Origin of the sequence: Marinobacter sp. LQ44 (genome assembly GCF_001447155.2) — a bacterium.
GTDB lineage: Bacteria > Pseudomonadota > Gammaproteobacteria > Pseudomonadales > Oleiphilaceae > Marinobacter.
This window is the reverse complement of sequence record NZ_CP014754.1, coordinates 3,336,085-3,349,949: the sequence shown is the minus strand read 5'-3', so window position 1 is coordinate 3,349,949 and position 13,865 is coordinate 3,336,085. Positions and strand designations below refer to the sequence as shown.

Annotated in this window: 14 protein-coding genes; 1 reads left to right on the top strand and 13 read right to left on the bottom strand. The window is 57.6% G+C overall.

The window, feature by feature from the left end:
- Positions 1-24: 24 nt before the first annotated feature.
- The 10 genes from ASQ50_RS15390 to murJ all read right to left on the bottom strand — a co-directional run bounded on the left by ASQ50_RS15390 (position 25) and on the right by murJ (position 10,487).
- Complete coding sequence (locus ASQ50_RS15390; protein ID WP_058091302.1) at positions 25-624, bottom strand: PilX N-terminal domain-containing pilus assembly protein; 600 nt, start codon at positions 622-624, stop codon at positions 25-27.
- Complete coding sequence (locus tag ASQ50_RS15385) at positions 621-1,709, bottom strand: PilW family protein (protein WP_058091301.1); 1,089 nt, start codon at positions 1,707-1,709, stop codon at positions 621-623. Before ASQ50_RS15385 ends, ASQ50_RS15390 begins: the two co-directional genes overlap by 4 nt.
- Positions 1,709-2,170 (bottom strand): type IV pilus modification protein PilV, encoded by a 462-nt coding sequence (gene pilV / locus ASQ50_RS15380; RefSeq protein WP_058091300.1) that lies wholly within the window; start codon positions 2,168-2,170, stop codon positions 1,709-1,711. Before pilV ends, ASQ50_RS15385 begins: the two co-directional genes overlap by 1 nt.
- Positions 2,171-2,182: 12 nt before the next feature.
- Positions 2,183-2,701: a GspH/FimT family pseudopilin gene (locus ASQ50_RS15375; protein WP_058091299.1), complete on the bottom strand. Its 519-nt coding sequence runs from the start codon at positions 2,699-2,701 to the stop codon at positions 2,183-2,185.
- A gap of 128 nt (positions 2,702-2,829) precedes the next feature.
- Positions 2,830-3,780 (bottom strand): 4-hydroxy-3-methylbut-2-enyl diphosphate reductase, encoded by a 951-nt coding sequence (gene ispH, locus ASQ50_RS15370; protein ID WP_058091298.1) that lies wholly within the window; start codon positions 3,778-3,780, stop codon positions 2,830-2,832.
- Between the two features lie 190 nt (positions 3,781-3,970).
- Positions 3,971-4,423: an FKBP-type peptidyl-prolyl cis-trans isomerase gene (fkpB, locus tag ASQ50_RS15365; RefSeq protein ID WP_058091297.1), complete on the bottom strand. Its 453-nt coding sequence runs from the start codon at positions 4,421-4,423 to the stop codon at positions 3,971-3,973.
- Between the two features lie 5 nt (positions 4,424-4,428).
- Complete coding sequence (gene lspA, locus ASQ50_RS15360) at positions 4,429-4,953, bottom strand: signal peptidase II (protein ID WP_058091296.1); 525 nt, start codon at positions 4,951-4,953, stop codon at positions 4,429-4,431.
- On the bottom strand, positions 4,953-7,772 hold the full coding sequence (gene ileS, locus ASQ50_RS15355) for an isoleucine--tRNA ligase (protein ID WP_058091295.1): 2,820 nt from the start codon (positions 7,770-7,772) through the stop codon (positions 4,953-4,955). Before ileS ends, lspA begins: the two co-directional genes overlap by 1 nt.
- 34 nt (positions 7,773-7,806) lie before the next feature.
- A complete protein-coding gene (ribF, locus tag ASQ50_RS15350) occupies positions 7,807-8,775 on the bottom strand; it encodes a bifunctional riboflavin kinase/FAD synthetase (protein WP_058091294.1) in 969 nt (322 codons plus the stop codon).
- 122 nt (positions 8,776-8,897) lie between these two features.
- Positions 8,898-10,487: a murein biosynthesis integral membrane protein MurJ gene (murJ, locus tag ASQ50_RS15345; RefSeq protein ID WP_076657229.1), complete on the bottom strand. Its 1,590-nt coding sequence runs from the start codon at positions 10,485-10,487 to the stop codon at positions 8,898-8,900.
- 270 nt (positions 10,488-10,757) lie between these two features.
- Here murJ and rpsT point away from each other — a divergent pair, with 270 nt between their 5' ends.
- Positions 10,758-11,027 (top strand): 30S ribosomal protein S20, encoded by a 270-nt coding sequence (gene rpsT / locus ASQ50_RS15340; RefSeq protein ID WP_058091292.1) that lies wholly within the window; start codon positions 10,758-10,760, stop codon positions 11,025-11,027.
- 69 nt (positions 11,028-11,096) lie between these two features.
- Here the strand turns inward: rpsT and proB are convergent, their stop codons facing one another.
- The 3 genes from proB to rpmA all read right to left on the bottom strand — a co-directional run bounded on the left by proB (position 11,097) and on the right by rpmA (position 13,842).
- The gene (gene proB, locus ASQ50_RS15335) at positions 11,097-12,221 is read right to left on the bottom strand and encodes a glutamate 5-kinase (protein ID WP_058091291.1); all 1,125 of its coding nucleotides are present in this window, start codon (positions 12,219-12,221) and stop codon (positions 11,097-11,099) included.
- Between the two features lie 30 nt (positions 12,222-12,251).
- Positions 12,252-13,445, bottom strand: coding sequence for an Obg family GTPase CgtA (cgtA, locus tag ASQ50_RS15330; RefSeq protein ID WP_058091290.1), 1,194 nt, complete (start codon positions 13,443-13,445; stop codon positions 12,252-12,254).
- Positions 13,446-13,581: 136 nt separating this feature from the next.
- Positions 13,582-13,842: a 50S ribosomal protein L27 gene (rpmA, locus tag ASQ50_RS15325; protein WP_058091289.1), complete on the bottom strand. Its 261-nt coding sequence runs from the start codon at positions 13,840-13,842 to the stop codon at positions 13,582-13,584.
- Between the last annotated feature and the right edge of the window lie 23 nt (positions 13,843-13,865).

Below are 13,865 nucleotides of genomic sequence, written 5' to 3'. Positions count from 1 at the left end.
TCCACGTGATCTGTCACGCAATGTTTATTGGGCTCGGATAACGTAGGCTTCAACCGCTCGACCAGCCTCGCCAGATGCCCCGCTGCTGTAAGCGACTACCCGAAAAACCCGTCCGTTCGATGTCGACTGCTGAACCCCATCGGCCACGCCTCCGGTGCCCAGACCAAACCCACTATTGGTAGTTGAGCCGGTTGCAGGCGTTTCCTTGATAAAATATCTCGGCGGCTCCGCCAGAAGATCCACCCCGTCTAGCTGAGGCATCGGAGCCTGTCTTGTGCCATTTCCATTTCCACCTCCAGACGGCGCAGCCCAGGTTTGGGGGTTCAGTAAATCTGTCGGTGCGGCGGTATTCTCATCGTAAAGACCGGCACCGGCACTAAATGTGGGGAGCGTACCACCGCTCAACTCCGCTTCAGCTGCCAACAGCGCCGCTTCTGCGCCCTCGAGGGCGATCTGAGCGTCTCGCTGAGCCGAAACCATCCGTTCCTGGGTGGACGTACCCTGCATGCTCGAAAGAGCAAGCACCGTCAAAACCAGCAAGATGACCAGACTTACAAGTAGTGCCGCGCCGCGCTGCTGCTTCGGGAATCGATTAGCTGGCATCCAAGTTTTCAAATGACTCATGGCGATGTATCCAAAAGACGGTTGCGAATGCTGTAAGTTGACGTGTAAACCCGATAATAGTGGCGGTCAGCCGTGTTGGCGGGCGTCCAGTTATTACCAGCCGTACAATTTGACCAGGCCGGATAACAGACATCCTGCAATGACCCAGCCACACCATCCTCCTGGCTGCGCACTAGAAGGCTGATGCGTATCGCTTTCACGTAAGTGACCGAGGTATCGTTGATCGTTGCCAGGTTGGCGGCATTGACGACTTGCCAGTTATTGATAACGTTGTCTCCCTGTGGGCCTGAACCCACTTGCACCTGCATATCAATAACATCCGAAACTATCTCCTGCTGGTTAACAACTCCATTACCCCCCAATCCATCGAACACCAAAGAACGTCGTCCGTTATCTTCCCGGATGTAATAGCGCTCCGAGAAGGGCACAAAAATGTCTCCTGAGGTATAGGTATCAGGAAAGCAATTGGCCGAGCTACTGCCATTAGGGCAACCACCACCACTCTTGATATTACCGGGAACGATAGATGCACCAGTGTTATGCTGCAGTTTCAAGGATGTCTCATTTACACCTGAGAGCTGAAAAACCACTCCATTGGTGCAGTCAGTCAGTAGAACGACACCGCCAGCTCCAAGTAAGCCAGAGGGTATCGTTGAAACATCAACCACAGCAGACGAAGGGTTCATACCGGTCATGCTGATCCCCGGGCTGCGCGCTCCCTTGAGCTGCAACATGACAGTGCCCGTAGCTGCTTGCGTGCCGTCACCGATATCGAACTGAAGAGCCTCTGGACTGGAAAAGTCATGCAAATCGGGGTCATAATTTGTGTGGGTTTCATCCAGAATGCTGTCAACCTCGGCAAAATTGAGACATCCCCAGTAATCCGCATTCCGAACACTTCTACCTAAAATATCCTGAGCCAGTCGACCAGATTCCTGCATGCGCCCGATCGACTCCGCCAAACGGAACGTATCGCTCCCGCTAACAAAGAGTTGAGCCACACCCAGTGTCAAAAGTAAGCCCAGCACCGACGCAATAAGTAGCTCAACGAGCGTCAAACCTGCCTGTTTACCCAAGTCCTTCATCACTGGAACCTCGTGACTAATGTGTAGTCTGATGTGGCTTCACCGGCACCGGGTGTTGCCGTTGCATCCGGATACATGATGCGCTCTGGCCAGAGCACCTGAACCGTAAATTCATTTGTCGTGCCATCCCAGCTAGAGTCGAACGTCGCTCCGGGCATAGTGTGTGACATAGCTTCACACCAGACTTGAAACTGTCCAGACAGCGATGAGCAAGAAGCCGTGCTGCCGCCGGATTGCGCGAAGTCAGACGGGGTATTGGTCGTTCTGGCCAGTTCGGTCAGTTCCTGAGCAAACAAAGTGGCCTGGGTTCGAAGCTCGGCATTGCTGATATTCTGCAAAGACAACAACTGCAGAGCTGCCGCTCCCAGTAGTCCGATCCCCAGAACCAGTACGGCCACCAAAACCTCAATCAGGGAGAATCCCTGTTCATTAACCGGCAATTGGGTATTTTTGCGTTTCACAACATCCATTCCTTAAGGGCAGCTTATGTTGGTGTTATTGTTGATTCGAACCTGACCACCGACATTCACTTCAAGATCAACTGCTTCAGTACCAGACTGACCACATACGCGATAATCGAACTGCTGACTGGCCATACCGCGACCACTAAAAATAAGATCGGCAGCTGTGGAGGGCGTAATCTGACTTATGGACACGCTGCCAGAAAGAGAGTTGGTGGTTCTTAACAGCTGATCCGGACCAGCCGTGCCCGCTTTACAGGCCGCTATGGCAGCCTGAACACACACAGCGTACCCCGCACTTGTATCGCTGGTATCTCTTGCATAAACCGCGACCCGATTTCCACGACGAATCGCCTCTGATCGCGCAAAATTAAGCAAGCCAGACATGTCGTTTGCGGCTGCCGAGCGCTGACTGGAATCGATCAACCGGCCGAAATTAGGCACAGCGATCGCCGCAGTTATGCCGACTAATATGATCACAACCAACAACTCAATTAATGTGAATCCTCGCTGCGCGTTGATACTGCGCATAAGCCAGCTCCCTGAACAATTTTTCATGTTTACAGAATAAAGTGGCAAAAAAAAACCGCCAGATGTCATCGACAAATGGCGGTTTAGGGCTGACGAGCGGAAATCAGTCTTTTGTAATCTGACGCAGCTCACACATTAATAGCATCGATCCGCAATTCCTTAGGCATAGAGAACACAATATTCTCCTCCCTACCCGTCACTTCCTGAGGCTCTTCCCCTCCCAGCTCCCTCAGCCGGTTGATCACATCTGCCACCAGAACTTCGGGTGCCGAGGCACCAGCGGTAACGCCCACAGCAGACTTGCCTTCCAGCCACTGGGGATCAATCTGAGCGGCTTCGTCGATCAGGTACGCCGGGGTCCCCATACGCTCGGCCAATTCCCGCAGGCGGTTGGAGTTGGAACTGTTCGGGGAGCCGACAACCAGCATCAGGTCGCAGTCGCCGGCCAGTTGCTTGACGGCATCCTGGCGGTTCTGGGTGGCGTAGCAAATGTCGTCTTTGCGGGGGCCTTCAATTTCCGGGAACTTGGCGCGCAGGGCGTCGATGACCCGGGCAGTGTCGTCCATGGAGAGGGTGGTCTGGGTGACGTAGGCGAGCCGGCTGGCGTCTTTCACTTCCAGTTTCTGTACGTCGGCTTCGTCTTCTACCAGGTAGATGTCGCCGCCGTTGCTGTGGTCGTATTGGCCCATGGTGCCTTCGACTTCCGGGTGGCCGTGGTGGCCGATGAGGATGCACTCACGGCCGTCGCGGCTGTAGCGCATGACTTCCATGTGGACTTTGGTGACCAGTGGGCAGGTGGCATCGAAAACTTTCAGGCCGCGGCGGGCGGCTTCGTTCTGCACTGCCTGGGACACGCCGTGGGCGCTGAAGATGACCAGCTTGTCGTCTGGCACTTCGTGCAGTTCGTCAACAAAGATGGCCCCGCGGTTGCGGAGGTTGTCGACGACGAATTTGTTGTGGACGACTTCGTGGCGTACGTAGATGGGGGCGCCGAATACGTCGAGGGCGCGGTTTACGATTTCTATGGCGCGGTCTACGCCGGCACAGAAGCCACGGGGGTTAGCGAGTCGGATTTGCATCATCTTGCCTTTAGAGTTTCCGCCTGGTGGAGTTGGTCGCCCGCGTGCTGCGGGGAGGTGCTTTCAGGGACACGCTGTGAATACATCCGTGTACGCTTGACTGCAGCATCCCTGCTGCAGACAGTCCCTGAAAGCACCTCCCCGCACCCCGCTAAATTCGGATCAGGTGTTCAAGGCTGAATTCGAGCCTTCAATGAGTCGGCCCAACCGGCTCCACATCAATGATCTTTACTTCAAAGTTCAGTGTATGCCCTGACAGCGGGTGATTAAAGTCCACATCCACCTGATCACCTTCCACCCGTTTGATCACACCGGGCAGCTCCTGCTGGCGCGCGTCGGCGAAGGACACCACCACGCCGGGCTCCAACACCATGTCGGCGCTGAATTCGTGGCGCTTGAAGGTCTGTACGTTGCTGGGATTGTGCTGGCCAAAGGCTTTTTCCGGTGGCACTTGGAACGTTTGGTGATCGCCGGCTTTCAGGCCCATTAAGTAGGCCTCGAAGTTCTCCGGCAGGTTTTCGTCGCCGATTTCCAGGGTGGCCGGTTCTTTATCGAAGGTGGAGTCCACGGTTTCGCCGTCTTCAAATTTCAGGGCGAAGTGGAGTTTTACGCGGGTTCCCTTATCGATAGGCAGTTCTTTCATGGGAATCAGTTGCTCCGGTTGGCATCGCCGCTGTCGTCAGCGGGTTTGCGGAATGCGTCGAGTATCATCATGGCGGCACCGATGGTGATGGCGGTGTCGGCCAGGTTGAACGCCGGGAAGTGCCAGTCCTGCCAGTAGAAGTGCAGGAAGTCCACCACGTAGCCATGCACTACCCGGTCGTAGACGTTACCGAGGGCGCCACCAAGGATGAGTACGATGGCGATGGCCATCCAGGTTTCGTGGTTCTGGAGTTTTCTGAGCCAAACCACCAGCACCACGCTGACCACGATGGCCAGGGTTACGAAGAACCAGCGCTGCCAGCCAGCGGCATCCGCCAGAAAGCTGAAAGCAGCGCCGGTGTTGTGCAGCAGGGTCAGGTTGAAGCTGGGCATCACCGGTACGGGGTTGCCGTATGTGAGCATGGCGGTGGCGAGGGCTTTGGTGCCCAGGTCCAGGGCTATCACCAGCACCGCCAGCCACAACCATTTTAATTTGCTACCCACACGGGCTTCAGTCATCACAGCGTCCATCAGGCGTAGGCGCGGGTTTCGCCCGGGCCTTCCACGTTGGCGACGCAGCGGCCGCACAGATCGCTGTGTTGCTCGTTCTCGCCCACGTCTTCGCGGTGGTGCCAGCAGCGTTCGCACTTGGCGTGGGCAGCCGGCTGCACTTTCACCAGCAGGCCTTCCAGGTTCGTTTGCTCGGCACCCGCCGCTTGGCTAACCGGTTTCACGGTGGCTTCGGAGGTAATCAGCACAAAGCGCAGCTCTTCGCCCAGGTGGTTCAGGCGCTCGGCCAGGCTACCTTCGCAGTACAAAGTAACTTCGGCACTCAAAGAGCCTTTGATTTCGCCACGGGCCCGGGCTTCTTCCAGGCATTTGTTGACGGCCTCTTTTACTGCATAGATTTCACGCCAGTAGTCGCGGCCCAGCTCGAAGTCTTCCGGCAGTGCAGTCAGGCCTTGGTACCAAGTTTCGTAAAACACGGTGTCGCCACGCTTGCCCGGCAGGTGCTGCCAGATTTCATCGGCAGTGAAACTGAGAATCGGAGCAATCCAGCGCACCAGGGCTTCGGCTACGTGATAAAGCGCGGTCTGACAGGAGCGCCGGGCCAGGCTGTCAGCCTGGGTGGTGTACTGGCGGTCTTTGATGATATCCAGATAGAAACCGCCCAGGGTAGCTTCACAGAAATTGTACACTTTCTGGTAAATCTTCAGGAAGGCGTAGTTGCCGTAGTCTTCGTGCAGTTCGTTCTGCAGCTGCAGGGCACGGTCCACCATCCAGCGGTCCAGGGCAATCATGTCGTCCGGCTCTACCATGTGCTGCTCCGGATCAAAGCCGGTCAGGTTACTGAGCAGGAAGCGGGCGGTGTTACGGATACGGCGATAGCCGTCTGCCGTCTGGCGCAGGATGTCCTTGGAGACGCTCATCTCGCCGCTGTAGTCAGTGGCCGAGACCCACAAACGCAGTATATCGGCACCCAGTTCGTTCATCACTTCCTGGGGTGCGATGACGTTGCCCATGGATTTGGACATCTTGTAACCTTTGGCGTCCACGGTGAAGCCGTGGGTCAGCACCTGCTTATACGGGGCCACACCGTTCATGGCAATGGAGGTTTTCAGGGACGACTGGAACCAGCCACGGTGCTGGTCAGAGCCTTCTAGGTACATATCGGCCGGGAACTGGCCCAGCTCTTCACGTACCCGCAAAACCGAGTCGTGGGTGACGCCGGAATCGAACCAGACGTCCAGGGTATCCAGCACTTTTTCGTACTGGTCGGCGTCTGCGCCCAGCAGTTCGTTCTGGTCCAACTCATACCAGGCGTCGATGCCGCCGGCCTCAACCGCCTGGGCGACTTTCTCGAACAGCTCCTGGGTGTTGGGGTGCAGTTCCTGGGTTTCCTTGTGGATAAACAGGGTAATCGGCACACCCCAGGTACGCTGACGGGAGATACACCAGTCCGGGCTTTGCTCGAACATGGCTTCAATGCGGTTCTGGCCCCAGCCAGGCACCCAACGAACGCCTTTGATGGCCTCCAGGGCGTCGGCGCGTAGGTTGAGTTTGTCCATGCTGATGAACCACTGGGGCGTGGCCCGGTAGATCAGCGGGGTTTTGGTGCGCCAGCAGTGCGGGTAGCTGTGGCGGAATTTCTCCGAACGCACCAGTTTACCTTCACGCTCCAGCGCGCTGCATACCGGCTCGTCGGCTTTGTATACGTGCACGCCGGAAAACTCGCCAGCGGCTTCGGTGTAGGTGCCGTCGGCTTTCACCAGGTTGATGGTACCAATGCCGTAGGCCTTGCCTACTTCAAAGTCTTCTATACCGTGGTCTGGTGCGGTGTGCACGGCACCGGTACCGGCATCCAGAGAGACGTGGTCGCCCAGCAGTACCGGCACCTGCTTGTCGTACACCGGGTGGTAGAGCAGCTGGTTTTCCAGGGAGGAACCCGCCACGTTGGCCAGCACCTGATAATCTTCCACGCCCCAGCGGGCCATGATGCCCTGCACCATATCGGTGGCCAGGATCATGCGCTCCGGGCCGTTGCCGGCATCCAGCTGCACCAGAGCGTATTCCAGATCCGCGCCGATGGACACGGCCTGGTTGGCGGGAATGGTCCAGGGGGTGGTGGTCCAGATCACCAGGGATACATCGCCCTGGCCGCCGTCGGTTCCGAAGGCTTTAAGGACTGCGTCCTGATCCACGGCGGTGAAGCGCACGTCGATCTGGGTAGAGGTTTTGTCCTGGTATTCAACTTCAGCCTCTGCCAGTGCGGACTGACCAACCACACTCCAGTAAACCGGCTTGAATCCGCGCACCAAGTGGCCCTTGGCCACGATCTTGCCCAGCGCCCGCACAATACCCGCTTCGACTTTCGGGTCCATGGTCAGGTAGGGCTTGTCCCATTCGCCCATCACACCCAGGCGAATAAAGTCGGCTTTCTGACCTTCAACCTGCTTGATCGCGTAATCGCGACAGGCCTGGCGGAAGGTTTTGTAATCCACCTTCACGCCGGCCTTGCCGATTTCCTGCTCCACCTTGTGCTCGATGGGCAGGCCGTGGCAATCCCAGCCGGGCACGTAAGGTGCGTCATAGCCCATGAAACTGCGGGACTTCACGATCATGTCTTTGAGAATCTTGTTGACCGCATGCCCGATGTGAATGCTGCCGTTGGCGTAGGGAGGGCCATCGTGCAGGATGAACTTTTCCCGGCCTTCACGCTGCTTGCGCAGGTTGCCGTAGACGTTCAGGTCCTGCCACCGCTTGAGCATCTCCGGCTCGCGATTGGCCAGGTTACCGCGCATGGGAAACGCGGTTTCCGGCAGATTCAGGGTATGCTTGTAGTCGCTCATGTTTTTGTGCGCACTCTTTGGTTGGTCAGTTGAATCAGATTTCCGGCGTGGCGGGGTTATTCGCCAGCCAGGCCCGGGCATGCTCAAAATCCCGGGCGATCTGTTGCCTCAGTTCGTCAACAGAGTCGAATTTCACTTCGTCCCGCAGGCCATGGCGGAACACCACTTCCAGGTGCTGGCCATAAAGTGTGCCAGCAAAGTCAAACAGGTGCACTTCCAGTGATGGCCGTTTGCCGTCTACCGTGGGCCGCAGGCCGATATTGGCCACGCCATCGCGCCATTCACCGGTTTCAAGCCGGGCCCGCACCACGTACACGCCACGCAGGGCCGGCATCTTATGCAGCAGAATGTTGGCTGTGGGGGCACCGATCTGCCGGCCCAACTGGCGCCCGTACACAATCCGGCCATGGATGCGGTAAGGGTGCCCGAGCAGCCGTTCCGCTTCCTCAAGGCCGTTTACATTCAGAGCATTGCGCACGCGGGTGCTGCTGACCCGCTCGCCATCTACCGTCACTGTGCGGGTATTTTCGACCGTAAAATCATGCTCCCGGCCCACCTGCTCCAGCAATCTGAAGTCCCCGGCCCGGTCGCAGCCAAAACGGAAGTCATCACCCACCACAAGATGGCGTACCGCCAAACCCTGGATCAGCACATCTTCCACAAAACCCATGGCAGAATAGCTGCGAAACCGCTCGTCGAAACGGATGCACAGCACCACATCCACGCCCTCTGCCAACAATGCTTCGAATTTCTGGCGGAATGGCATGAGTCGGGGTGGCGCATCAGCACCCTGAAAGAACTCCCTGGGCTGGGGTTCGAAAATCATCACCACTGAGGGCACATCCAGCTCAGTGGCTTTCTGCTTCACCTGGTCAATAATGGTTTTGTGACCCAGGTGCACGCCATCAAAGTTGCCGATGGTTGCCACACAGCCATCGGCCAGCGGCGAATCCGCTTGCCCGGACAGGCGCTTAAGATTGGTCAGGCCTCGAATCAGACGCATGTACTGCGAACCTTAACTTGCCAGCTGGCTTTGTGGCGCACCTGTCCGAAAAGCCAGATGCGCTGGTGAGAAAACGCGCGATTATACCCCATGCAGAGGTGTGGTAGAAATCTTGAGGCTGCTTACTTCTGGCGGAACTGGCGAACCCGCACACCTACCAGGGCCAGAGCCACAAAATAGGCCGCCACCCCGGCAACCACCAGAATCCCCATATCGGTCGCCCGCTGCAGCCCGCTGGCTGCAAGCCAGTTTGCCACCGGGGCATTTAGCCACAACACCACCGCCGCCAGGGCAGAATTGGCCACCAACAACTGCACCAGGAACCTGGGCCAGCCCGGCTGGCTTTTCCAGACACCCTCTTTGCGCAATCCACGCCAGAGCAGGTAGCCGTTCAGCCAAGCGGAGATGGACGTCGCCAGCGCCAGGCCCGCATGAGCCAGGGGCACAATTAACGCCAGATTGAAGGCCATGTTGGCCACCATGGCAATGACACCGATCTTGACCGGCGTTTTGGTGTCCTCCCGGGAGAAAAATCCCGGCGCCAGCACTTTAATCAACATAAACGCCAGCAAACCGGCGGAATAAGCCCGAAGACTTTGGGCCGACATGGCCACATCCCGATCGGTCACCTCACCATAATGGAACAGGGTGGCAATCAGCGGTTCCGCCAACAGCGCCAGTGCCAGCGCTGCCGGCACACCAATCAAAAGCACCGCGCGCACAGCCCAGTCCAGGGTGGCTGCAAACTGATCCTTGGAAGCCGCCGCATGCTTGCGCGACAGGCTGGGCAGAATCACCGTGGCAATTGCGATACCGAACACCCCAAGCGGCAATTCCGACAAACGATCAGAGTAGTACAGCCAGGACACGCTGCCCGTTTGCAGGAAAGAGGCCAGCACGGTATCCAGCAGCAGGTTGATCTGACTTACCGACACGCCGAACAGCGCCGGCGCCATCAGCTTGAGAATCCGACTGACCCCTTCGTGCTTGTAGTCCACCCTCGGCCTGGGCAGCAGCCCCAGGCGCATCAGGAAAGGCAGTTGGAAAAACAACTGTAGGGCCCCGGCAATAAACACGCCCCAGGCCAGCGCCATGACAGGCTCATTCATTAACGGGGCCAGAAAAATAGCCGCCCCGATCATGGATAGATTCAGCAAGACAGGGGTGAACGCCGGAATCGCAAATCGATCGTAGCTGTTCAGAATACCACCGGCGAATGCCGTGAGAGAGATCAGCAGCAGGTATGGAAACGTGATGCGCAGCATATCGCTGGCCAGTGCAAACTTGACGTCATCACCAAGAAAGCCCGGGGCAAAGATGGTGGTCAGCACCGGCGCACCCAGCATGGCGACCAGCGTAACCGCCAGCAGCACCAGGCCAAGAGATCCAGCCACCGCATCCACCAGCCGCTTGACCTCGGAGATGTCGCGTTTTTCCCGGTAAGAGGAGAGCACCGGCACAAAGGCCTGGGAAAAGGCCCCTTCCGCAAACAGGCGGCGCAGGAAGTTGGGAATCTTGAACGCCACGAAAAAGGCATCCGCCGCGGTGCCGGCCCCGAAATAGCGGGCTATCACCATATCCCGCACCAACCCCAGCACCCGCGAGAGCATAGTCATCACGCCAACCACCCCGGATGAACGCAGCAAGCCGGGCGCTTTCGGCGGCTGCTGAACTGGGGGCTGAGAATCTATTGGTCGAGGTTCCGATGACATGGTTATGGGCTTCCAGAAATCCAGGGTTCAGGCCGGAACGGCGTTTCGGTAATCCGCAAGGTGCCAGCCACAACCGGATCAGGCCCCATGCAGGCGATGCGGGAGTGTATCACAGGCCTTTTCAACGCGGGGATTACTGCGCCGCCGGCCTTGACATTTGGGGCTTTCGGCGGCATAGTTCCGCGTCATTTATTCCGACGCGCTGGTTTTGGCGCGCCTGCGATGTAAACATATTCAGTAGTTACAGCAACGAATTTCAGGAGTTTTACGGTGGCAAATTCCCCGCAAGCCAAGAAGCGCGCTCGTCAGAACGAGAAAAACCGCAAGCACAACGCCAGCCTGCGTTCCATGGCACGTACTTACATGAAGAAAGTAGACGCCCAGATCAAAGCTGGCAGCTACGAAGGCGCTCAAGAAGCCCTGAAGACCGCTCAGCCGATTCTGGACAGCATGGTCAACAAAGGCATCTTCGCCAAGAACAAGGTTGCTCGCCACAAGAGCCGCCTGAACGCCAAGATCAAGGCCCTGAAAGCTGCCTGATTCTTGCGCTCATAAAAAAACCGGCTTGCGAGCCGGTTTTTTTGTGCCCGAACCGGGTGAAAGACAAAACTACACCACCACCAGATTATCCCGATGGATCATCTCTTCGTCAGAGACATAACCCAGCACATCGGCAATGCGATCACTTGAACGGCCAGCAATCGCCCTCGCTTCGTCCGCATCGTAATTGACCAGCCCACGGGCAATCTCTTTACCGTTGAGATCTACACAAGACACCATCTCGCCCCGCCGGAACTGGCCGGCAATCGCCTTCACGCCTACCGGCAACAAACTGCGACCACCCTGGCGCAACACCTTTACCGCACCGTCGTCCAGCGTCAGGGTTCCCCGGGTTTGCAGATGGCTGGCAATCCACTGTTTGCGGGCCGCCATTCTGCCCTGCTCCGGAAGCAACAACGTGCCAATCACATCACCCTGCCGCAAACGGGAAATCGCATGCTCAATACGCCCGCCGACAATCACCGTGAACGCTCCGGAACGGGCAGCCAACCGGGCGGCCCGAAGTTTGGTCAGCATACCGCCGCGGCCGAGCGCCCCGGCGCCACCGCCGGCCATCGCATCCAAATCACGATCCTCAGCTCTGCGCTCGGTAACCAGTTCGGCGTCCTGGTGCTTACGGGGATCTTTATTGAACAGACCCAACTGGTCGGTCAGGATGATCAGACCATCCGCTTCGATCAGGTTGGCCACCAGCGCGCCCAGAGTATCGTTGTCACCGAAACGGATTTCGTCAGTCACCACCGTGTCGTTTTCATTGACGATGGGCACCACACCGTAATCCAGAAGTGTGCGCAGAGTGCTACGGCCGTTCAGGTAACGTTTACGATCGGAGAGGTCATCGTGAGTAAGCAGGATCTGGGCGGTGTGAATATCATGACGCTTGAACTGCGCCTCCCAGGTTTGCACCAGACCCATCTGGCCGACCGCAGCGGCAGCCTGCAATTCGTGCAGGTGCTGGGGCCGGGCATTCCAACCCAAGCGACTCATGCCCTCAGCCACCGAGCCTGAGGACACCACCACCACTTCCACACCTTCGGCGATCAGCTCAGCAATCTGATCTACCCACAACCCCAGGGCGGCGACATCCAGGCCCTTACCATCATCGGTGAGCAAGGCACTACCAATTTTGATAACCAGACGTCGAGCCTTTCGGAGCTGGAGGCGTTCACTCATGATTGTATTTCTGTCCCTTGGGGTTGCGGTTTACTCAGGGGCGTAGACGACTTCGACGTCGTAATCGTCGTCGTCAAAATCATCATCGTCATCGGCTTCTCGAGCAGCCCTGCGAGCCTGTCGATCAGCTTCAATTCTGGCGCGGGCTTCTTCGTCCATCCGGCGGCGACGGGCGGCCTCCTGCTCGGCAACTTCCGGGTTCTCAGCTTCCTGCTCCGCCTGCTCCTCAATCCAGCGCATAACCGCCTGAACCAACGGCTTGGTGCCTTCACCGCTGAGCGCGGAGATTCGGAATACTGGGCCATCCCATCCCAGCTCGTCCACGATGGCCTGGCAACGGGCTTCGCGGTCCTCTTCTGCCACCATGTCGACCTTGTTCAACACCAGCCACCGGGGGCGGCTGGCCAGGGTTTCACTGAACTTCTCCAGCTCGTGGGCAATGGCCTTTATCGCTTCGACGGGTGACGAGCCATCGTAAGGCGCCACATCCACCAGGTGCAGCAGCAGGCGGGTACGCACCAGATGTTTCAAGAAGCGAATACCCAAGCCTGCGCCCTCTGCCGCGCCTTCAATCAGCCCGGGAATGTCGGCAATGACAAAGCTCTGATGAGCCTGAACACTAACCACACCCAGATTTGGTACCAATGTGGTAAACGGGTAGTCAGCCACCTTTGGTTTTGCCGCAGACACGGAGCGAATGAAGGTGGACTTGCCGGCATTGGGCATACCCAGCAAACCGACATCCGCCAGAACCTTCAGCTCCAGGCGCAAATTACGGGTCTCACCTTCCGAGCCTTTGCTGGTCTGTCGTGGGGCACGATTGACTGATGACTTGAAACGGGTATTCCCCAGGCCATGAAAACCACCCTGGGCCACTTTCAGGCGCTGGCCTTCCTTGGTGAGATCGCCCAGCACTTCGTGGGTATCCATATCGACAACGGTGGTGCCCACCGGTACCGGCAGAACAAGGTCTTCACCCTTGTTACCCGTGCAGTTACGGCCAGCACCCGGCTCGCCATTCTGGGCCTTGTGTTTGCGCTGGAAGCGATAATCGATGAGCGTGTTCAGAGCGCTGTCTGCTTCCAGGTAAACGGAACCGCCATCCCCGCCGTCACCGCCGTCGGGGCCACCCTTGGGTACATACTTTTCCCGCCGGAAACTCAGGCAGCCATGGCCGCCTTTACCGGCTTCAACAATGATGGTGGCTTCGTCTACAAATTTCATACGCCTGATGCCTTTGCATAAACTAAAAAGCCCCGCAGCCTCATGGAAGCTTTGCGGGGCTCCGGATTCACCTGAGGGCTGATCAGATCAGCATATCAGGCTCACCCAAGGTTCGACAGAACCGGATCGCCGCTGCTTACGCAGCCGGAACGATGCTCACGAACTTACGGTTCTGCGGGCCTTTGGTCTCGAACTTCACCTGACCTTCCGCTTTCGCGAACAGGGTGTGGTCCTTGCCAATGCCTACGTTGCTGCCAGCGTGAAAACGGGTGCCACGCTGACGAATGATGATGCTGCCTGCAGTGACATTCTCACCGCCGTAGCGCTTGACACCAAGTCGTTTCGACTCGGAATCGCGACCGTTACGGGTACTACCTGCTGCCTTTTTATGAGCCATTACCAGCCTCCTTCATTAAGGGG

Excerpts from the sequence above, each read along its gene's own strand:
- fkpB (WP_058091297.1), bottom strand. The coding sequence starts at position 4,423 with ATGAAAGAACTGCCTATCGATAAGGGAACCCGCGTAAAACTCCACTTC.
- ileS (WP_058091295.1), bottom strand. The coding sequence starts at position 7,772 with ATGAGCGACTACAAGCATACCCTGAATCTGCCGGAAACCGCGTTTCCC.
- cgtA (WP_058091290.1), bottom strand. The coding sequence starts at position 13,445 with ATGAAATTTGTAGACGAAGCCACCATCATTGTTGAAGCCGGTAAAGGC.
- ASQ50_RS15385 (WP_058091301.1), bottom strand. The coding sequence starts at position 1,709 with ATGAAGGACTTGGGTAAACAGGCAGGTTTGACGCTCGTTGAGCTACTT.
- ribF (WP_058091294.1), bottom strand. The coding sequence starts at position 8,775 with ATGCGTCTGATTCGAGGCCTGACCAATCTTAAGCGCCTGTCCGGGCAA.
- murJ (WP_076657229.1), bottom strand. The coding sequence starts at position 10,487 with ATGTCATCGGAACCTCGACCAATAGATTCTCAGCCCCCAGTTCAGCAG.
- proB (WP_058091291.1), bottom strand. The coding sequence starts at position 12,221 with ATGAGTGAACGCCTCCAGCTCCGAAAGGCTCGACGTCTGGTTATCAAA.
- rpmA (WP_058091289.1), bottom strand. The coding sequence starts at position 13,842 with ATGGCTCATAAAAAGGCAGCAGGTAGTACCCGTAACGGTCGCGATTCC.
- lspA (WP_058091296.1), bottom strand. The coding sequence starts at position 4,953 with ATGGACGCTGTGATGACTGAAGCCCGTGTGGGTAGCAAATTAAAATGG.
- ASQ50_RS15390 (WP_058091302.1), bottom strand. The coding sequence starts at position 624 with ATGAGTCATTTGAAAACTTGGATGCCAGCTAATCGATTCCCGAAGCAG.
- ASQ50_RS15375 (WP_058091299.1), bottom strand. The coding sequence starts at position 2,701 with ATGCGCAGTATCAACGCGCAGCGAGGATTCACATTAATTGAGTTGTTG.
- ispH (WP_058091298.1), bottom strand. The coding sequence starts at position 3,780 with ATGCAAATCCGACTCGCTAACCCCCGTGGCTTCTGTGCCGGCGTAGAC.